The organism is Brevirhabdus pacifica (assembly GCF_002797755.1).
Lineage (GTDB): Bacteria > Pseudomonadota > Alphaproteobacteria > Rhodobacterales > Rhodobacteraceae > Brevirhabdus > Brevirhabdus pacifica.
The window spans coordinates 1,733,545-1,752,928 of sequence record NZ_PGFI01000011.1 but is presented as its reverse complement, the minus strand read 5'-3'; the positions used below and the strand labels follow the sequence as shown (position 1 = coordinate 1,752,928).

General features: G+C 68.0%; 18 protein-coding genes. 11 read left to right on the top strand and 7 right to left on the bottom strand.

Annotated elements, in window-relative coordinates; translation table 11 throughout:
* The first annotated feature begins 6 nt into the window (after positions 1 to 6).
* The 7 genes from CLV77_RS08455 to cysE all read left to right on the top strand — a co-directional run bounded on the left by CLV77_RS08455 (position 7) and on the right by cysE (position 8,088).
* Positions 7 to 639 carry a DUF2460 domain-containing protein gene (locus CLV77_RS08455; RefSeq protein ID WP_076978404.1) on the top strand — a complete coding sequence of 211 codons (633 nt, stop codon included), beginning with the start codon at positions 7 to 9 and terminating at the stop codon, positions 637 to 639.
* The gene (locus CLV77_RS08450; protein WP_076978405.1) at positions 636 to 1,550 is read left to right on the top strand and encodes a DUF2163 domain-containing protein; all 915 of its coding nucleotides are present in this window, start codon (positions 636 to 638) and stop codon (positions 1,548 to 1,550) included. Before CLV77_RS08455 ends, CLV77_RS08450 begins: the two co-directional genes overlap by 4 nt.
* Positions 1,547 to 2,179: an NlpC/P60 family protein gene (locus CLV77_RS08445; RefSeq protein WP_076978406.1), complete on the top strand. Its 633-nt coding sequence runs from the start codon at positions 1,547 to 1,549 to the stop codon at positions 2,177 to 2,179. Before CLV77_RS08450 ends, CLV77_RS08445 begins: the two co-directional genes overlap by 4 nt.
* Complete coding sequence (locus CLV77_RS08440; RefSeq protein WP_076978407.1) at positions 2,167 to 6,120, top strand: baseplate multidomain protein megatron; 3,954 nt, start codon at positions 2,167 to 2,169, stop codon at positions 6,118 to 6,120. Before CLV77_RS08445 ends, CLV77_RS08440 begins: the two co-directional genes overlap by 13 nt.
* The gene (locus CLV77_RS08435; RefSeq protein ID WP_076978408.1) at positions 6,113 to 6,829 is read left to right on the top strand and encodes a DUF2793 domain-containing protein; all 717 of its coding nucleotides are present in this window, start codon (positions 6,113 to 6,115) and stop codon (positions 6,827 to 6,829) included. The genes CLV77_RS08440 and CLV77_RS08435 overlap by 8 nt, the downstream gene beginning before the upstream one ends.
* Positions 6,826 to 7,170 (top strand): DUF7742 family protein, encoded by a 345-nt coding sequence (locus tag CLV77_RS08430; protein ID WP_076978409.1) that lies wholly within the window; start codon positions 6,826 to 6,828, stop codon positions 7,168 to 7,170. Before CLV77_RS08435 ends, CLV77_RS08430 begins: the two co-directional genes overlap by 4 nt.
* Positions 7,171 to 7,278: 108 nt before the next feature.
* Positions 7,279 to 8,088, top strand: coding sequence for a serine O-acetyltransferase (gene cysE, locus CLV77_RS08425; RefSeq protein WP_076978410.1), 810 nt, complete (start codon positions 7,279 to 7,281; stop codon positions 8,086 to 8,088).
* A 69-nt stretch (positions 8,089 to 8,157) separates the two neighbouring features.
* Here the strand turns inward: cysE and CLV77_RS08420 are convergent, their stop codons facing one another.
* The 5 genes from CLV77_RS08420 to CLV77_RS08400 all read right to left on the bottom strand — a co-directional run bounded on the left by CLV77_RS08420 (position 8,158) and on the right by CLV77_RS08400 (position 12,658).
* Positions 8,158 to 9,516, bottom strand: coding sequence for a pyruvate dehydrogenase complex dihydrolipoamide acetyltransferase (locus tag CLV77_RS08420; RefSeq protein ID WP_076978411.1), 1,359 nt, complete (start codon positions 9,514 to 9,516; stop codon positions 8,158 to 8,160).
* On the bottom strand, positions 9,516 to 9,770 hold the full coding sequence (locus tag CLV77_RS08415) for a hypothetical protein (protein WP_076978412.1): 255 nt from the start codon (positions 9,768 to 9,770) through the stop codon (positions 9,516 to 9,518). The genes CLV77_RS08420 and CLV77_RS08415 overlap by 1 nt, the downstream gene beginning before the upstream one ends.
* Before the next feature lie 9 nt (positions 9,771 to 9,779).
* Positions 9,780 to 11,183 carry a pyruvate dehydrogenase complex E1 component subunit beta gene (locus CLV77_RS08410; protein ID WP_076978413.1) on the bottom strand — a complete coding sequence of 468 codons (1,404 nt, stop codon included), beginning with the start codon at positions 11,181 to 11,183 and terminating at the stop codon, positions 9,780 to 9,782.
* 14 nt (positions 11,184 to 11,197) lie between these two features.
* Positions 11,198 to 12,208: a pyruvate dehydrogenase (acetyl-transferring) E1 component subunit alpha gene (gene pdhA, locus CLV77_RS08405; RefSeq protein WP_076978414.1), complete on the bottom strand. Its 1,011-nt coding sequence runs from the start codon at positions 12,206 to 12,208 to the stop codon at positions 11,198 to 11,200.
* A 147-nt stretch (positions 12,209 to 12,355) separates the two neighbouring features.
* Positions 12,356 to 12,658: an FtsB family cell division protein gene (locus CLV77_RS08400; RefSeq protein WP_076980886.1), complete on the bottom strand. Its 303-nt coding sequence runs from the start codon at positions 12,656 to 12,658 to the stop codon at positions 12,356 to 12,358.
* Positions 12,659 to 12,856: 198 nt separating this feature from the next.
* Between CLV77_RS08400 and CLV77_RS08395 the strand changes: the two genes are divergently transcribed.
* Positions 12,857 to 14,515 carry an acyl-CoA dehydrogenase family protein gene (locus CLV77_RS08395; protein ID WP_083707870.1) on the top strand — a complete coding sequence of 553 codons (1,659 nt, stop codon included), beginning with the start codon at positions 12,857 to 12,859 and terminating at the stop codon, positions 14,513 to 14,515.
* A gap of 31 nt (positions 14,516 to 14,546) precedes the next feature.
* Here CLV77_RS08395 and CLV77_RS08390 read toward each other — a convergent pair whose 3' ends face one another.
* Complete coding sequence (locus CLV77_RS08390; RefSeq protein WP_076978415.1) at positions 14,547 to 15,476, bottom strand: class I fructose-bisphosphate aldolase; 930 nt, start codon at positions 15,474 to 15,476, stop codon at positions 14,547 to 14,549.
* An 89-nt stretch (positions 15,477 to 15,565) separates the two neighbouring features.
* Complete coding sequence (locus CLV77_RS08385) at positions 15,566 to 16,771, bottom strand: phosphoglycerate kinase (protein ID WP_076978416.1); 1,206 nt, start codon at positions 16,769 to 16,771, stop codon at positions 15,566 to 15,568.
* 253 nt (positions 16,772 to 17,024) lie between these two features.
* On the opposite strand from CLV77_RS08385, the gene CLV77_RS08380 reads away from it, so the two are divergent.
* From CLV77_RS08380 to CLV77_RS08370, 3 genes are all read left to right on the top strand, one after another.
* A complete protein-coding gene (locus tag CLV77_RS08380) occupies positions 17,025 to 17,531 on the top strand; it encodes a peptidylprolyl isomerase (RefSeq protein ID WP_076978417.1) in 507 nt (168 codons plus the stop codon).
* Entirely contained in the window at positions 17,524 to 18,069 is a 546-nt protein-coding gene (locus CLV77_RS08375; RefSeq protein ID WP_076978418.1) for a peptidylprolyl isomerase, read from the top strand. Before CLV77_RS08380 ends, CLV77_RS08375 begins: the two co-directional genes overlap by 8 nt.
* A 208-nt stretch (positions 18,070 to 18,277) precedes the next feature.
* The gene (locus CLV77_RS08370) at positions 18,278 to 19,342 is read left to right on the top strand and encodes a DUF3179 domain-containing protein (RefSeq protein ID WP_233128083.1); all 1,065 of its coding nucleotides are present in this window, start codon (positions 18,278 to 18,280) and stop codon (positions 19,340 to 19,342) included.
* The last annotated feature ends 42 nt before the right edge of the window (positions 19,343 to 19,384 follow it).

Below are 19,384 nucleotides of genomic sequence, written 5' to 3'. Positions count from 1 at the left end.
AAGCGGATGGCGTTTCATGACGTTCGATTTCCCGCGCGGCTGAGCTTCGGCTCGGTCGGCGGGCCGGAGCGGCGCACCGAGATCGTGACCCTGACCAGCGGCCACGAGGAACGGTCGAGCCCCTGGGCGCATTCGCGCCGGCGGTATGACGCGGGGGTCGGCCTGCGCTCGCTGGACGATGTGGAGGGGCTGCTGGCCTTTTTCGAGGCCCGCCACGGGCGGCTGCACGGGTTTCGCTGGAAGGATTGGGCGGATTTCAAATCCTGTGCCCCCTCGGCCGATCCGGCCGCGGGCGACCAGGTGATCGGCGTGGGAGACGGGGTGATGCGCAGCTTTGCCTTGAGCAAGGGCTATGTCTCGGGCGGGGTCCGGTATGCCCGGCCCATTTCCAAGCCCGTGTCGGGAACAGTCCGGATGGCGGTGGACGACGTGGAACTGGTGCAGGGCGCGGGGTTCGAGGTGGATATCGACACCGGCCTCTGCACCCTGCCGGCGCCGCCCCATTCGGGGGCGCAGGTGACGGCGGGGTTCGAATTCGATGTGCCTGTGCGCTTCGACACCGACCTGATCCAGGTCTCGGTCGCAAGCTTCCGCGCCGGAGAGGTGCCCAACGTGCCGGTGATCGAGGTGCGGCTTTGACGGGCGAGGCGGCGGCACGTCTGTACGCGCACTTGGCGGGCGGCGCGGCGACGGTCGCGCGCTGCTGGGCCCTGGCGCGCAGCGACGGGCGGGTGCAGGGGTTTACCGAGCATGATCGGCCGCTGGAGTTCGACGGCATTTGCTTCGAGGCGGCAAGCGGGCTTTCGGCGACGGCGCTGGCGCAAAGCACGGGGCTGGCGGTCGATAATCTGGAGGCCTTGGGCGCCCTCAGTCACGACAGTCTGACCGAGGCGGACATCGCCGCCGGTCGGCTGGATGGGGCCGAGTTGCGGGCGTGGCTGGTGAACTGGGCGGACCCTGCGGCGCGGGTTCTTCAGTTTCGTGGCACGGTGGGAGAGATCAAGCGCAGCGGCGGCGCGTTCCAGGCCGAGTTGCGCGGCCTGGCTGAGGCGCTGAACAAACCCCGGGGGCGGGTCTATCACCCGCGCTGTGCGGCGGTTCTGGGGGATGGCGCGTGCGGGTTCGACCTGAGCCAAGAGGGATACTCGGTTGAGCTGACCCTGACCGCCAGCAGCCTGGAGCGGGGCGCGGGCGTGCTGTTGTCCGAGGGGCTGGAAAGCTTTGAGCCCGGGTGGTTCACCGGCGGCCGTCTGCGGGCGCTGGACGGGGTGGCTCAAGGGCTGGAGACCGTGGTGCGAAGCGACAGTCAGCGCGAGGGGCTGCGCGAGTTGGCCCTTTGGGCCGAGCTGCGTGCGCCGTTGGCTCCGGGCGACCGGGTGCGCCTGGAGGCGGGTTGCGACCGATCACTCTCGGACTGTCGCTACAAATTTGCCAATCTTCTGAACTTCAGGGGCTTTCCGCACCTGCCGCCTGACGAGTGGATCATGGCGGGACCGCGGGCCGAAGGGCGCCTTGACGGGGGAAGTCTGATGTCCGAGGCGGGCGGATGAGCGGTGCCGAAGCCCTGGGGGGGAGGAATTGCGCCGACGGCTCGGCCGTGGCGCACGAGGCACGGCGCTGGCTGGGCACACCCTACGTGCATCAGGCGGCCCGCCGGGGCTTGGGTGCCGATTGCCTGGGGTTGGTCCGGGGGGTCTGGTCCGCCGTCGTAGGACCCTGGCCGGAACGGGTGCCGCCCTATACCGCCGACTGGTCCGAGGCCAGTGGCGAGGAGGTCCTGTGGCGGGCCGCGCGCCGCCACCTGTTGCCGGCCCGGGGGGCGGTGCCGCAGGCGGGCGATGTGCTGTTGTTCCGTATGCGTCGGGGCGCCGTGGCAAAACACCTGGGCATCGTGGTGTCTGGGGCGGAGGCGATCCGCTTTGTCCATGCCTATAGCGGGCACGGAGTGGTGGAAAGCAGCCTGTCGCCGGCCTGGCAGGCGCGGGTGGTGGCGCGGTTCTGCTTCCCTGGCGGGGCTGGGTCCGGATCCGCGATGCGGGCGAAGGCGCCCGGGGGCGAATTCGCGTCACGGAGGAAGGGGGCCACGGAAGCCTCAAGGCCTGTGGGTCACCCGCGCCTTGGGGCGAGGGTCGGGAATTTGGCAACGATCGGAAAGCGGGGCGCGCGATGGCAACCTTAGTCTTGTCGGCCGCGGGGGCGGCAGTAGGTGCGGGGATCGGTGGCTCGTTTCTGGGGATGTCGTCGCTGGTTGTCGGGCGGGCCATCGGGGCGACCGCCGGGCGGGTGATCGACGGCTACCTGCTGGGAGGCGGCTCGGAGCCGGTGGAGACGGGGGCGATCGACCGCTATCGCATCGGTGGCTCGGGTGAGGGGGCCCCGCTGGCCGATGCCGCGGGCCGCATCCGCCTTCGCGGGCAGGTGATCTGGGCCACCCGTTTCGCCGAGACCGTGACGACCAGCGGCGGTGGCAAGGGACAGCCATCGACCCCGACCACGACGCGCCACAGCTATTCGGTCAGCCTTGCACTGGCGCTGTGCCGTGGAGAGATCCTTCGTGTGGGGCGGGTCTGGGCCGACGGTCGCGAGATCGCGGCCGATGAGCTGAACATGCGCGTCTACAAGGGGGGCGATGACCAGCTGCCGGACGCCAAGATCGAGGCGGTCGAGGGCGAGGGGATGGTGCCCGCCTATCGCGGCACCGCCTATGTGGTGATCGAGGACCTGGCGCTTGAGCCATTCGGCAATCGGGTGCCCCAGTTCTCGTTCGAGGTGGTGCGCCTGGTGCTGCCGGAGGGGCGGGACCCCGAAACCACCGTGGCGCTGGGCACAAAGGCGGTGGCGCTTATCCCCGGCACGGGGGACTACGCGCTGGCGACGACGCCGGTACACATTGACGACGGGTTGGGTGAGCGCCGGGCGCTGAATGTCAGCACACCCCAGGGAGGCAGCGATTTCACCGTCGCGACCCGGGCGCTGGGCGAGGAGTTGCCGGGATGCGAGGCGGTGTCGCTGGTGGTCAGCTGGTTCGGCGATGACCTGCGCTGCGGGGTGTGTAGCCTGCGCCCGAAGGTGGAACAGGCCGAAAGTGACGGGGAGGAGATGCCTTGGACCGTCTCGGGGCTGGGACGCACGACTGCGGAGGTCCTGACGCGGGACGAAGGCGGGGGGCCGGTCTATGGCAGCACGCCCAGCGACCAGTCGGTGGTGGAGGCGATCCGGCATCTCAACGCCGAGGGCAAGGCGGTGATGTTCTATCCCTTCATCCTCATGGAGGTGACCGAGGGCAACGCCTTGCCCGATCCCTATGGCGGCGGCACCGGTCAGCCGGCCCTGCCGTGGCGCGGGCGGATCACCCTTGATGTCGCCCCGGGGCAGGAGGGCAGCGTCGACGCGAGCGCCGCGGCCACCGATCAGGTGGCGGCGTTTTTCGGGACGGCGGTCGCTGCCGATTTCACCGCTGGCGAGATGACCGTCGGGTGGACTGGCGGGGAAGACTGGGGTTATCGGCGGATGGTGCTGCATTACGCCCATCTTTGTGCGCTGGCGGGGGGCGTTTCGGCCTTTTGCGTGGGATCGGAGATGCGCGGGCTGACGCAGATCCGGGGGGAAGGGGGCAGCTTTCCTGCGGTGGCGCAGATGATGGCGTTGGTCGAGGAGGTCCGCGCGATCCTGGGGCCCGAGGTCAAGATCGGCTATGCCGCCGACTGGTCCGAGTATTTCGGCTACCATCCCCAGGATGGCAGCGGCGACATTCTGTTCAACCTCGATCCCCTGTGGGCCCATGCGGACGTGGATTTCGTGGGCATGGACAATTACATGCCGCTTTCGGACTGGCGCGACGGCGACGAGCATGCCGACGCGGCCTGGGGGGCGATCCATGACCCGGCCTACCTGGCGGCGAATATCGAGGGGGGCGAAGGGTATGATTGGTACTACCCCACCGATGCCGCCCGTCGCCAGCAGAACCGGGAGCCCATCGCCGACGGTGCCCATGGCGAGGACTGGATCTACCGCTACAAGGATGTCCGCAGCTGGTGGAGCCTGCCCCATCATGAGCGGATAGGCGGGGTACGCCAGGAAAGCGCTACCGCCTGGCAGCCACGCATGAAGCCAATCTGGTTCACCGAGATCGGATGTCCGGCCATCGACAAGGGCACCAACCAGCCCAACAAGTTCATCGATGCGCGTTCGTCCGAAAGCGCCATGCCCTATTACTCGACAGGGGCGCGGGACGACCTGATCCAGCTGCGTTACCTCGAGGCGCTTTATGCCTATTGGAAGGCGCCCGCCAACAATCCTTATTCCGAGCTTTACGACGGGCCGATGATCGCGATGGACCGGGCCTTTGTCTGGGCCTGGGACGCGCGGCCCTACCCGGCGTTCCCGGCGCTGGGCTCGCGCTGGGCCGATGCGCCGAACTACGGGCGGGGGCATTGGATCAGCGGGCGCAGCACGGTGCAGGATCTGGGCGCGGTAGTGGCGGCGATCTGCGAGGAGGCGGGCCTGTCGGCCCATGACGTGAGCCGGTTGCACGGCAGCCTGAGGGGGATGGTGCAGGAAGAGGGGGGCACGGCACGGGCAAGGTTGCAGTCCCTATTGATGTCCCAAGGCGCCGACGTGGCCGAGCGGGAGGGCGCGCTTGTTTTCTCCGACCGCGGGGCGCGGGTGGCGGCGCGGCTGGGCGCGGGGGATCTGGCGCTGGAGGGGCCGGACGGCACGGCGGTAGAGCGCGTGCGCCGTCCCGACGCCGAGACCGCCGGCCGCCTGCAATTGAGCTATATCGAGGCTGACGGTGACTTTGGCGCAGGCGTCGCCGAGGCGATCGCGCCCGACGAGGGGAACCTGACCGTGAGCCGGGTCGAGCTTCCGCTGTCGCTGTCGCGGGCCGCGGCGCGGGCACGGGCACGGCGGTGGCTGGCGGAGGCGCGGGTGGGGCGTGACGGGCTTAATCTCGCGCTGCCGCCGTCGCGGATGGGGTTGGGCGCGGGGGACGTGATCGAGCTTTTGCCCGACGACGGGCCGGGCGGATTGCCCGAGGGGGCGCAGGGCCGGTACCGGATCGACCGGCTGGAGGCTGACGGCCTGTCTCGGATCGAGGCGACGCGGGTCGAGCCCGGCCCCTACCGGCCGGTCCCCCATGACGACGACAGGCCCCGCGTCAGCGAATACGTGGCGCCCGTGCCAGTGTTGCCGATCTTCATGGACCTGCCTCTGTTGACCGGCGAGGAGATCGCCCACGCACCGCACTTGGCAGTCACGGCGACGCCCTGGCCCGGATCGGCTGCGGTCTACAGCTCGGCCGAGGCGGAGGGCGGTTTCGAGCTGCGCGAGGTGTTGGAGGAACGCTCTGTCATCGGTCGCACGCTCAGCGTGCTGCACGCTGCGCGGCCGGGGCTTTTCACCAATGGCACGGCGCTGCGGGTGCAGGTACGGGGGGGCACGCTGTCCTCGGCCGGGCGGGGGGCGGTCTTGAACGGAGCCAACGCCTTGGCGATCGGCAGCGGCAGCACCGGCACCTGGGAGGTGATCCAATTCTGTCGCGCCGAGCTGGTGGGCGAGAACACCTATGATTTGTCCGAGCTTCTGCGCGGGCAGAAGGGGACCGACGGGGTCATGCCCGAGGCCTGGGAAGAGGGGGCCACAATCGTTCTGCTGAATGGCGCCCCCAGGCAGGTCGCGCTGGGCGAGGAGACGCGGGGCCTGGCGCGCCATTACCGCATCGGACCGGGTCAGCGGGGCGTCTGGGATCCGACTTATGTTGCGGAGCAACTGGCGTTCGATGGGGTTGGCCTGCGGCCCTATGCGCCGGCGCATCTGCGCGTGCGGCGCGATCCGGCGGATGGGAGCCTGAACATCTCCTGGATCCGGCGGACCCGCATTTCGGGCGACAGCTGGGAGGGGGAGGAGGTCCCGCTGGGCGAGGCGCGCGAGGCTTACCGTGTGGAGATCCGCCAGGGCGGTGCTGTCCTTCGCCGGGCCGAGGTGAGCGCCCCGGTCTTTACCTACGCCAGCGCCGAACAGGCCGCCGACGGGCTTGCCGCCGGCGCAACGATCCACGTGGCCCAGATCTCGGAGACATTCGGGGCCGGCCCTTACAGGAGTATCTCGCTGGATGACTGATACACCCAATCTTGGCCTTCCGCTGATCGAGGCGTCGCAGGCACAGAAACATGTCACCGTGAACGAGGCGCTGGTGCGGCTGGACGCATTCTCTCGGCTGGTCCTGGCCTCGCGCAGCCTGGGCACGCCGCCCGAGGTGGTGGCGGAGGGCACGGCCTATTTCCTGCCGCCAGGCGCAGTCAACGCCTGGTCGGGGCAGGACGGGACCATCGCGATCGGGGTCAACGGCGGCTGGATATTCCAGCAGCCGCGCCGGGGCTGGTCGGCCTGGATCGAGGATGAGGCGACCGAGGCAGTCTTCGACGGTGTCGGCTGGCGCGCGGGCGCGCTGGCCCTGTCGCCGGGCGGGGCGGGTCTGTCTGTCCGACTGGTCGAGGCGGACCATGTGCTTGCGGCGGGCAGTGCCACGACGACGGGGCTGATCCTGCCTGCGCGCGGCATCGTCCTGGGTGTCACCGGCCGGGTGATCGAGGCTGTCACCGGTAGCCTGACGGGATGGTCCGTGGGCGTGACGGGCGCGGTCGATCGCTATGCCAACGGCGTCGGGCTTGCGGCGGGAAGCCAGTTCACGGGGCCGTCGGGCACGCCGATGACCTATTGGTCGGATACCGCCGTGGTTCTGACGGCCGAGGGCGGAAGCTTTGCCACCGGCACTCTGCGCCTCGCGGCCCAAGTGATCGAGCTTGCGCCGCCCGACGCCACGCCGTGAGGCCGATCCTGCATGCCGACATTTTGCGTGTGGCGCGATTGTTGCTGGCTTTTCCGCCGGCGGCGCGACCCGGGCTGGTGGCACGGCTGCTGGTGCGGGCGGATGCGGCGGACCGCTATCGCAAGCGTTTTCGCCGCGCCCACCCGATGTGGGGCAACGGCAGTCTTGGCGGGGCAGCGGCCCTGTCGTGCACCGCGCGGCAGAGGCTGGCACCCGAGCGGCAGGCCGGTGATCCGGATTTTGCCGCCTGCATGGCGACGGTATTCTCGGCCGTGGTGGAGTGGCGAGCGGCACAGGCAGGGCGGGCCGGCGACGGTCGCGATGAGGCGCCCGGGGACTGAGGCGGGAAGGGCGCGGTCAAATTCGCGCGAAACCCTGCCGTGAAGCTTTGCGTTTGGCCCGGAGCACCTATCTGTTATAGGACGCGGACGAAATCGAAGGATACCGCCATGGCCACGCCCCGCCCCCAAGTGTCAGAAGTCGATCCCGTATGGCGTCGGATCCGCGAGGAGGCCGAGCAGGCCATCCGCGACGAGCCGCTGATCGCCGGCATGGTGCATTCCAGCCTGTTGCACCACGACAGCCTGGAACGGGCCATGTCCTACCGGATCTCGACCAAGCTGGCCTCGCCGGACATGGACGCGCAGCTTCTGCGCGAGATCGTCGAGGAGGCATTCGCAAGCTCGGCCGACGTGGGCTGCGCTTTGCGCGCCGACCTGGTGGCCATTCTTGAACGCGATCCCGCCTGCCACCGGTTGTTGCAGCCGATCCTTTATTTCAAGGGATTCCAGGCGGTTCAGGCCTATCGCATCGGTCATTGGCTGTGGCAGCAGAAGCGTCATGACCTGGCCTACTACTTCCAGATGCGGGTGAGCGAGGCTTACGGCGTCGACATCCACCCGGCCGCGCGGATCGGCAAGGGGCTGATGATTGACCACGCCCATTCGGTGGTGATCGGCGAGACGGCCGTTGTCGGTGACAACGTCTCGATGCTGCATTCGGTGACCCTGGGCGGCACCGGCAAGGATGAGCAGGACCGCCACCCCAAGATCGCCGATGGCGTGCTGATCGGGGCGGGCGCCAAGGTGCTGGGCAACATCAAGGTTGGCCATTGCTCGCGCATCGCGGCGGGGTCGGTCGTGTTGCAGGAGGTGCCGCCGTGCAAGACCGTCGCGGGCGTGCCTGCGCGGATCGTGGGCGAAGCGGGCTGTGACCAGCCGTCGGTCACGATGGACCATCTGTTGCGCGGCTCCTGCTAATCTGGTCGAAAATACCAAAGAAAAAGGCGCCCTTGGGCGCCTTTTTTTAATGTTCTGGCTGAGGCCCGATCAGGCGAGCATGGCGATCGGTGCCTCGAGGTTTTCGGCGATCGCCTTCAGCAGCACCGCGCCGCGCGCCCCGTCGATCACCCGGTGGTCCACCGAAAGGGTCATCGACATGACCGTTGCGACCGTAAGCTCGCCGTCCGCGCCCACCACGGGTTTGCGCACCCCGGCACCGACGGCCAGGATCGCCCCGTGGGGCGGGTTGATGACAGCGTCGAAATTCTCCACCCCGAACATACCCAGGTTGGAGATCGAGAAGGAGCCGCCCTGATACTCATGCGGTGCCAGCTTGCGGTCGCGGGCACGGGTCGCCAGGTCGCGCATCTCGGTCGAGAGGGCCGAGAGCGATTTCTGCTGAGCGTCGCGCAGGACGGGCGTGATGAGCCCGCCATCGATGGCCACAGCGACGGCGATGTCCGAGGGCTTGAGCTGAAGGATGCGGTCACCGGCCCAGACGGCGTTGGTGTCGGGCACCTGTTGCAGCGCATTGGCGCAAGCCTTGATGACGAAGTCATTGACGCTGAGCTTGATGCCCCGCTCGGACAGCTGTTCGTTCATCTGGGCCCGCAGGTCCATCAGTCGGTCGATGCGGACCTCGCGCCGCAGGTAGAAATGCGGGATCGTCTGCTTGGCCTCGGTTAGGCGGGCGGCGATGGTCTTGCGCATCCCGTCGAGGCGAACCTCCTCGTATTCGCGGTCCTTGAACATGGCGGCCACGGCCTCGGCACTGGCGCCGGTGGGCATGGCGACGCCCTTGGCGGCGCCGGAGGCAGCCGGTTTGGCCTGGCTGGCGGCGGGCTCTGCGTTCTCGACATCCGCTTTGACGATGCGCCCGCGAGGACCGGAGCCCTGGATGGCGGCGAGGTCAAGGCCGCGGTCGGCGGCGATGCGGCGCGCGAGGGGGGAGGCGAAGACGCGGTCCCCCTTTTCGGATTTAGTCGAGGTAGAGGATTGAGCCGACCCTTGGGCCGCCGTGCCGCTCTTGGGTTGTTCGTTGGCGGGGGCGGACCCCGCGTCTGAGCGGGCGGCATTCTCGGACGGGGCGGCGCGGTCGTCGGCCTTCTTGGCCTTCTCATCACCGCCCTTCTGGGGGGCGGTGTCGATATCGTCAGCGCTTTCGCCTTCCTCGAGCAGGATGGCGATGGGGGTGTTGACCGCAACGCCCTCGGTGCCCTCGGCGATCAGCAGCTTGCCGATCCGGCCCTCGTCGACGGCCTCGAACTCCATCGTGGCCTTGTCGGTTTCGATTTCGGCCAGCAGGTCACCGGAATTGACGGTGTCGCCCTCCTTCACGAGCCACTTGGCAAGCGTGCCTTCCTCCATCGTGGGGGAGAGGGCGGGCATGAGGATTTCGGTGGGCATTATTCAATCTCCTCGACGAGCACGCGGTTCCAGGGTTCCTTGACATGGCCGCCCCTTGTGCGGGCGGTATAGGCCGAGAGTATCCCGGCCAGGTTGGCGTGCAGCCACTCGAGGCGCTGTCCCTCGGTTAGGCCCGCGCCGGCCTCGTCCTCGACCATGTCGGCGGGGACCACGATGCGGAACCCGTCGTCGCCCTCGGGGCCCGACAGGATGTAGGCGCCGCGCTCGCTTTCGAAACGGAATACGTTGCTCATGTTCGGGCCTCAGCGATAGGTGACTTGCTTTGCCACATCGACCACTTCCTGGGTGGTGACGAGGGCCAGCTTTTCAAGATTGGCGGCGTAGGGCATGGGCACGTCCTTGCCGGTGCAATTGAGGACCGGCGCGTCGAGGTGATCGAAGGCTTCGGTCATGATCCGTGACGACAGGTAGCTGCCGATGGAGCAGACGGGGAAACCTTCCTCGACGGTGATGCAGCGGTTGGTCTTGCGCACCGAGTTCAGCACCGTGTCCATGTCCAGCGGGCGCAGCGTGCGCAGGTCGATCACCTCGGCGTCGATGCCTTCTTCGGCCAGCTTTTCAGCGGCTTCCAGCGCGTATTGCATGCCGATGCCGAAGCTGACGATGGTGACGTCATTGCCGGGGCGGGCGATGCGGGCCTTGCCGAAGGGGACGGTGTAATCGTCCAGCACCGGCACATCGAAGGAGCGGCCGTAAAGGATCTCGTTCTCCAGGAAGACGACCGGGTTCGGGTCGCGGATGGCCGTCTTCAGCAGGCCTTTCGCGTCGGCGGCGGTATAGGGCATCACGACCTTGAGGCCGGGGACGCTGGAATACCATGCCGCGAAGTCGTGGCTGTGCTGGGCGCCGACACGGGCGGCGGCGCCGTTGGCACCCCGGAAGACGATCGGGCAGCCCATCTGGCCGCCGGACATGTAAAGCGTCTTGGCGGCCGAGTTGATGATGTGGTCGATGGCCTGCAGCGCGAAGTTGAAGGTCATGAACTCCACAATCGGACGCAGGCCGCCGAAGGCCGCGCCTACACCGATGCCGGCAAAACCATGCTCGGTGATGGGGGTGTCGATGACGCGCTTTTCCTTGAACTCGTCCAGGAGACCTTGGCTGACCTTGTAGGCGCCCTGGTACTCGGCCACCTCCTCACCCATGAGGAAGACCGTCTCGTCGCGGCGCATCTCCTCGGCCATGGCGTCGCGAAGGGCTTCGCGGACGGTCATGGAGCGGGTCTCGGTCCCTTCGGGATAGTCAGGCTCGGCCGAGGGGGCGGGGGTGCGGGGGGCGGCGGGGCTACGCTCGGGCGTGTCGGGGGCCTGGGTGGGCTGCTCTTCCTTGGCCTTAGGGGTGGCGCTGGCGGCCTGGGGTTCGGCGTCACCTGCGTCGTCCATCTGGGCGTCGTCGGCGCTTTCGCCTTCCTCGAGGAGGATGGCGATGGGGGTGTTGACCGCTACGCCCTCGGTGCCCTCGGCCACGAGGATGCGGCCCAGCGTGCCCTCGTCGACGGCCTCGAACTCCATCGTTGCCTTGTCTGTCTCGATCTCGGCCAGGATGTCGCCGGAGCTGACCTTGTCGCCCTCCTTGACCAGCCATTTCGCCACGGTGCCTTCTTCCATCGTCGGGGAGAGTGCGGGCATAAGTACCTTGATTGCCATGTCGTTCTGTCCCCTTACGCGTTCTGCGGCGCCTGGTCGGCGTAAATGTCGGTATAAAGCTCGGAAAGATCGGGTTCGGGGCTTTCCTTGGCGAATTCGGCGGCCTCGTTGACGACGGCCTTGATGTCCTTGTCGATGGCCTTGAGGTCATCTTCGGAGGCGTGCTTGCCCTGAAGCAGCAGCTCGCGCACGTGGTCGATGGCGTCCCGCTCGTCGCGCATCTTCTGGACTTCGTCCCGGGTGCGGTATTTGGCGGGGTCGGACATGGAATGTCCGCGGTAGCGATAGGTCATCATCTCGAGGATATAGGGGCCTTTGCCTGCGCGGCAGTGGGCGACGGCCTTCTCGCCAGCGGCCTTGACGGCCAGCACGTCCATGCCGTCCACTGCCTCTCCGGCGATGCCATAGGCGGCGCCGCGTTCCCAGAGCGAGGGTGACTTGGTCGAGCGCTGGACGCTGGTGCCCATCGCATACTGGTTGTTCTCGATCACAAAGACGACGGGCAGGGACCAGAGCTGGGCCATGTTGTAGGTCTCGTAGACCTGGCCCTGGTTGGCGGCGCCGTCGCCGAAATAGGTGAAAGTGACGTTGTCGTTGCCGCGATACTTGTCCGACAGGGCCAGGCCCGCGCCGATCGGCACCTGCGCACCGACGATGCCGTGACCGCCGTAGAAATGCCGTTCCTTGGAGAACATGTGCATCGAGCCGCCCTTGCCGCGCGAGTAGCCGCCCTCGCGGCCCGTCAGCTCGGCCATGACGCCCTTTGCGTCCATGCCGCAGGCCAGCATGTGACCGTGGTCGCGGTAGGAGGTCAGGCGCTTGTCGCCTTCCTTGGTGACGGCCTCGAGGCCGACGACCACCGCTTCCTGTCCGATGTAGAGATGGCAGAAGCCGCCGATCTGTCCCATGCCGTAGAGCTGACCGGCCTTTTCCTCGAATCTGCGGATCAGCAGCATCTCCCGGTAGAAGTGCAGCAATTCGTCCTTTGAGAGGTTGGACGTCTTCGCTGTTTTCTTTGGCGGCATGTGGGGACTCCGTCGTTCAGCATAAAATAGTTTAGCGTTAAACTAATTTATAGCGCAAATCCGTCAAGCATGCGAGAGGCATTCTGAGGCCGTCCCATTTCAGGCATTCGGAAAGTGCGAAACGGCGGCTAGGGCGCTCGCTGTGGTTCAGCGAATGACGATCTCGTCGGGGCGCACATAGCCCAGGACATCGCGCACGCGCTCATCCAGCAGATCGACATCCAGGTAGGCGTCCGAGAGGCGATGGGTCTTGTTGGACACGTCGGCAAGCTGCCGTTCGAGGCGCGTGACCTCGCGCCGGAGTTGCACGGCTTCGGCGTCGATCTGGATGCGTTGAAACAGGCCGAAATTGCCTTGAACGGCCCCGAACATGAAGTAGATGGCCAGCGAAAACACGACCAGCGTGTAGATCGAGGCGCCCACATTCGTGCGATTTCGGTTGTCTGCCATCATTTGCCTGCGCTTGGGGCCTCTTGCCGGGCCCATGGTCAGACGACCTTGCCACAACACGGCCCGGGTGAGAATCCCCCCCAAGGGAATTTTTCCAGCAATAGCGCGGGTTTTCGCCGATTCGCTGAGACTGAGGACTCTGCGCATCGGTCGAAGGGCGCTATGCTGACCGGGATCGTCAGCGAGGGAGGATGCGCCATGAGCGAGGCCCGCCGATCCATCAGCGATACCGCCCCAGGCCGGCCCGAGGGGGGCGCGGGGGGCGAGCCCCTCAACCAGCCCACCTGGCCCGATGGTGGGGACCTCTGGGCGGGGGACCCGGTGCTGCGCTGTCACGCGCTGGCGGCAGGGGCGGATGCCGGGATACTTGAGGCAAGCGGCGCGCGGCTGGGGAGTGCCCCCCTGCGCCAGGCCGGGCGCGAGGCCGAGGCCAATCCCCCGAAGCTTGAGCGGTTCGACCGGCGCGGCGCGCGCATCGACCGGATTGCGTTTCACCCGGCCTATCATCTGCTGATGGAAGAGGGGATCGCGGCAGGTTATGCGGCCCTGCCGTGGGAGGGCGGTCCCGGGGGTTACGCGGCCCACGCGGCGCTGGTCTATCTGATGACGCAGGTGGAGCCCGGGGTGTGCTGCCCCATGACCATGACCTGCGCGGCCGGCGCCGTGTTGGGGCCTCGGCCGGAGCTGGTCCGGGGCATTACCGCACGCCGATATGACGGACGAGAGCTACCGTGGGGGCAGAAGGACGGGCTGACCTTCGGCATGGCGATGACCGAGAAGCAGGGCGGATCGGATGTGCGGGCCAATCTTTGCCGGGCCGAGTCCGATGGCGAAGGGGTCCGTCTTTGGGGGCACAAGTGGTTCTGCTCGGCGCCCATGAGCGACGGGTTGGTGACCCTGGCGCAGACGGACGCGGGGCTTGGCTGTTTCCTGGTGCCGCGCATCCTGCCCGACGGGGGGCTGAACGAGGTGCATCTGGTCCGGCTGAAGGACAAGCTGGGCAACCGTGCCAACGCCTCGGCCGAGATCGAGTATCACGGGGCTTGGGCGCTGCCGCTGGGGGCGCCGGGCGACGGGGTGCGGACGATCATTCCGATGGTGCACCATACACGCCTCGACACGGCCATGGCGCCGCCGGGGCTGATGCGCGCGGCCCTGTTGCAGGCGGTGCATTGGTGCCGGGGGCGCGCGGTTTTCGGGCGCAACTTGGTTGATCAGCCCCTGATGCGGCAGGTCCTGGCCGAGATGGTCCTGGACTGGGAGGGGGCCACGGCGCTGGGGCTGCACGTGGCGGCGGCCTACGACAAGGCCGGCACGGACCCCGAGGCCGCGGCCTATGCGCGGGTGGCCGTGGCGCTGGCCAAGTTCCTGTCGAACAAGCTGGCGCCGCAACTTGTCTATGAGTGCATGGAGTGCCTTGGGGGCATGGGCTATGTCGGCGACACGCCGCTGCCGATGCTTTATCGCGAGGCGCCCTTGAACTCGATCTGGGAAGGGTCGGGGAACGTGATCTGCCTCGACATCCTGCGTACGCTTCAGAAAGAACCCGCCGCGCGCGAGGCGTTGGACCGCAGCTTGGACGCGGCGCGCGGGGGCGACCGGGGCTACGACCGTGCGCTGGAGGCCTTCAGGGACCGCTGGGATGCGGCGGTGGAGGAGGGGCGTGCCCGCGCCTTCGCCGAGGAACTGGCGCAGCTTCTGACAGCCTCGGTCCTGTTGCGACAGGCGCCGATGGCGGTGGCCGAAAGCTATGTCGCGTTGCGGCTGGGCGGTGGATGTGGCCGGGCCTACGGGACCGGGCCGGCCGGGGCGGTGGCCACCGACGCGCTGCTGGAGCGCGTCGGCGGGTTCTCATGAGGCAGGCGCCCGGGCAGGGCGCCTCCGTGGCTCAGGCGCGGCCCTTGTAGATGTCCACCAGCTTGCCCAGCATGTCGAGCGCATCGGCGCGGTCGCGCTGGAAGCTGTTGCGCCCGATGATCGAGCCGTTGCCGCCGCCGTCGCGGATGGCGCGGGCATCGTCATAGACGCCGTCGGCCCCTTTCTTGGCACCGCCCGAGAAGACCACGATGCGGCGGCCGTTGAAGGACGCCTGCATGCAGTGGCGAACGCGGGCGGCCTGATCGGCGATCTCGATCTTCTCGGCCTCGTAGACCTTCTTGGCCTCGCCCAGCGACAGATGGTCGGTGGACAGCTTGATCTTGATGATATGCGCACCCAGCAGGGCCGCGATCTGGGCGGCATAGGCCGCGATGTCGATCGCCGTCTCGCCGTCCTTGTCCAGCGACTCGCCGCGCGGGTAGGACCAGATCACCGTGGCCACGCCCTTGGCGGCAGCCTCTTCGCGCATGGCCGAAATCTCTTCGAACATGTCGAGCGCGGTCGAGGAACCCGGGTAGATGGTGAAGCCTATGGCCGCACAGCCCAGCCGCAGCGCGTCGTCCACCGACGCGGTGATCGCCTGGTCGTTGGGCGCGTCGCCGGGGACCAGCGAGTTGGAGGAGTTGACCTTGAGGATGGTCGGGATCTGACCGGCGAAGGTGTCGGCCCCGGCCTCCAGCATGCCCAGCGGGGCGGCATAGGCGTTCAGGCCCGCGTCGATCGCAAGCTGATAGTGGTAATGGGGATCATAGGCGGCGGGATTGGCGGCGAAGGAACGGGCGGGCCCGTGTTCGAAGCCCTGGTCGACCGGCAGGATGATCATCTTGCCGGTGCCGCCCAGCTTGCCGTTCATCAGCATCTGGCAAAGCTTGCCTTTGACGCCGGGGGTCTCGCCCTCGTAGTTGGCAAGGATCTTCTGGACTGTCCTGGTGGCTTTCATGTCGTTTCCCGAAATTTGCTGGTGTTTGATAGTGGCATAGAAATCTTGCCGCCCGGACGCAATGGGCGGGGTGGTTTTTCCCGCCGGGCTCAGCCCCCCAGGGCGGCGACGCCGGGCAGGGTCTTGCCCTCCATCCATTCCAGGAAGGCGCCCCCCGCGGTCGAGACATAGCTGAAGCCATCGGCGGCCCCGGCCTGGTTGAGGGCGGCCACCGTGTCGCCGCCGCCGGCGACCGAGACGAGTTGCCCGGCGGCTGTCAGAACCGCGGCCTCGCGCGCGGCGCCGTTGGTGGCGGTGTCGAAGGGCGGGATCTCGAACGCGCCCAGCGGGCCGTTCCAGACGAGGGTCTTGCAGCGGCCCAGAAGCTCAACGATGGCGCGCACGCTTTCGGGGCCGGCATCGAGGATCATCGCGTCGGGCGGGCACTCGTCGCGTGCGACGATCTCGTGCGGGGCCTCGGCGCGGAATTCGCGGGCAACGACCAGGTCTACGGGAAGGTGGATGGTGCAGCCGGCGCGCTCGGCCTCGTCGAGGATGCGGCGGGCGGTGTCGGCAAGATCCTTCTCGGCCAGCGACGTGCCGATGGCGACGCCTTGCGCATGCAGGAACGTGTTGGCCATGCCGCCGCCGATGATCAGGTGGTCGACCCGTGTCACCAGGTTCGACAGCAGGTCAAGCTTGGTCGAGACCTTGGCGCCGCCGACCACGGCGGCGACGGGGCGGGCGGGCTTGCCCAGGGCGGCCTCCAGCGCCGAAAGCTCGGCCTCCATCAGCCGGCCGGCGCAGGCGGGCAGGCGGCGGGCCAGCCCCTCGGTCGAGGCGTGGGCGCGATGGGCGGCAGAGAAAGCGTCGTTGCAATAGACGTCGCCCAGGGCGGCCAGGGCATCGCAGAACCCGTCCTCGTTGGCGGTCTCGCCGGGATAGAAGCGCACGTTCTCCAGCAGGATAACCGGCGCGTCCGCACCGTCCTTGGCGCGGATAGAGGCGATCTCTTCCCTGGCGCCGTCGCCGATCGGGGCCTCGACGAAGAAGACCCCGCGGCCCAGGGCGCGTTCGAGGGCCGGCAGGACAACGCCCAGCGACAGGGCGGGGTCGGGCCGGCCTTTGGGGCGGCCGAAATGGGCCAGCAGGATCGGCGTGCCTCCAGCCTCGAGAATGGCATTGACGGTGGGCACGATCCGCTCGATCCGGGTGGCGTCGCTGACGCGCCCGTCGCTGACGGGGACATTGATGTCCACCCGCGTCAGCACGCGCTTGCCGCGCAGATCCATCTCCTCGAGACGTTTCCAACCCATGATGAATTTCCCTCGCAGCTTGGCCCCGGACCACCGGCGCGGCCCGTCCCGGGCCGTCGCGGCGGCCGCTCCCCGGCCTGATCCCTTGCGCGCGGGCCGCAGAGGCGCCGCGCCGCGCCTTTAACATACGATCCGGGCGCGGCGGTCAAGCGCCACGCCCCTCTCCGCCGGTGCGACGGGCTTCTTCCATTCCTCCCTTTCCCTTTCCCATCGGGCGACATAGGTTCTGCACAAACCTCAGAAGGAGAGCCCCATGGCCGAGATCAAGGATCCCGAGAACACCGTCATCGTCGAGCTCAAGGACGGCCGCGTCGTCATCGAGCTGCTGGCCGATGTCGCGCCCAAGCACGCAGAGCGCATGAAGGAGCTGGCCCGCGCCGGCGCCTATGACAACGTCGCCTTCCACCGTGTCATCGACGGCTTCATGGCCCAGACCGGTGATGTCCAGAACGGAAACATGGAGAAGGATTTCAACATCCGCATGGCCGGCACCGGCGGCTCGGACCTGCCGAACCTGCCCGCCGAATTCTCCAAGCTGCCCCATGATCGCGGCACCCTGGGCGCGGCCCGTTCGGCCAACCCCGACAGCGCCAACAGCCAGTTCTTCATCAACTTCAGCGACAACCATTTCCTGAACGGTCAATACACCGTCTACGGTCGCGTGATCGAGGGGATGGAGCACGTGGACAAGATCGCCCGCGGCGAGCCGCCCGCAAGCCCGGACCGCATGATCTCGGTCAAGGTGGCCGCAGATGCGTAGCGCCCTCGCGATCCTGCTGCTGAGCGCGGCACCTGCCTTTGCCACCGGCCTCGAGATCGAGGTCGCGGGCGAGGCCAACGGCACCATCAAGATCGACCTGCTGGAGGACGTGGCCCCCGCCCACGTGGCCCAGATCACCAAGCTGGCCGAGGACGGCGCCTATGACGGCGTGGCCTTCCACCGGGTGATCGAGGGGTTCATGGCCCAGACCGGTGATGTCGAGTTCGGCGGCCCCGATGCAGAGCCCGGCCGCGCCGGCACCGGCGGTTCGGACCTGCCGGACCTGAAGGCCGAGTTCTCGGACATCAACTATGACCGCGGCGTCGTTGGCATGGCCCGTGCGGCCAACCCCGACTCGGCCAACAGCCAGTTCTTCATTATGTTCCAGCCCGGCCCCTTCCTGAACGGCCAGTACACGGTCGTCGGCAAGGTGACCGAGGGTATGGACGTGGTCGACGCCATCAAGCGCGGCGCCCGCGACACCGGTGCCATCACCGGCGAGCCGGACCGCATGGTCTCGGTCAAGGTCACCGAGTAAGGGGCGATGCCCTGGCCCTTGCCGCGCCTTCCGGCGTGGTAAGAGCTTTTCAAAGCGGCGTGAGGGGGGCTATCGGCCCCCCCGCCATCCTGTCAGCCTGTGGAGGACGGCCGCGCATGCGGTGATCCGGCCCGGGCGCTTTCATCCTTCCCGTGGCATTTCCGGATCAGCCGCCGCCCGCTGCCGGACCGGCATGGGAGGTGCTGTCATGACATCAGGAACGGACGAGACGAAGGTTGCGCGACCCCTTGGCGTCGCGCGAAGCCACGCTGTTGCGCACCCGGGGCGCCGCGCGCTTATGGGCGGTGCGCTGGCCACAATCGCGGTTGGCGGCCCGTTGGCGCGCGAGGCTCGGGGCCAGGCGGGCGGGGCACCACCCTTCTGGCGGGCCGAGTGGCCGAGGACGGATTTCAGCCGCAGCGATGTGCCCTTCACGGAGATCATGTCGGGGGGCGTGCCGCGCGACGGGATCCCGGCGTTGAGCAATCCGAAGTTCGTGAAGGCCCGCGCCGAGCGCCGCCTGTCCGACAAGGAGCCGGTGATCACCCTTGAGCTGAAGGGGGCAACGCCACGGGCCTATCCCCTGCGCTACATGACCTGGCACGAGATCGTCAACGACAGCGTCGGCGGTCGGCCTGTCGCGGTCACCTTCTGTCCGCTCTGCAATTCGGGCATCACCTTTGACCGGCGGCTTCAGGGACGGGTGCTGGACTTTGGCGTCACTGGCAAGCTGCGCAACTCGGACATGGTGATGTATGACCGCCAGACCGAAAGCTGGTGGCAGCAGGCGGTGGGGCTGGGCATCGTCGGCGAGTTCACGGGCCAGAGCCTGCGGCAGCTGCCAAGTTGGATGGAAAGCTGGGAGAAGTTCCGTGCGCGCAATCCCGAGGGACTTGTGATGGACCAGCCCGGCGCGGGGCGGGCTTACGGGCGCAACCCCTATGCCGGCTATGACAGCAGCACGCGCCCCTTCCTCTACCGGGGCGAGATGCCGCCTCACGGCATCAAGCCGCTGGCCCGGGTGGTCAAGGTGGGCACCCGGGCCTGGCCGCTCGACCGGCTGCGGGCCGAGACCCGGATTAGCGAGGCGGGCGTGACCCTGAGCTGGGAGGCGGGGCAGGTCTCGGCGCTGGACAGTGCCGAGATCGCCCAAGGGCGTCAGATCGGCGACGTGCGGGTGCGCGACGCGGCGGGGCGGGATCTGCCCCATGACGTGATGTTTGCCTTCGCCTTCCATGCCTTTCACCCGAAGGGGACCTGGATGCTGCGTTGAGCGAGGGGGCCGGGGGGCGCCCATGCCCCGGGCCGCGCCTCC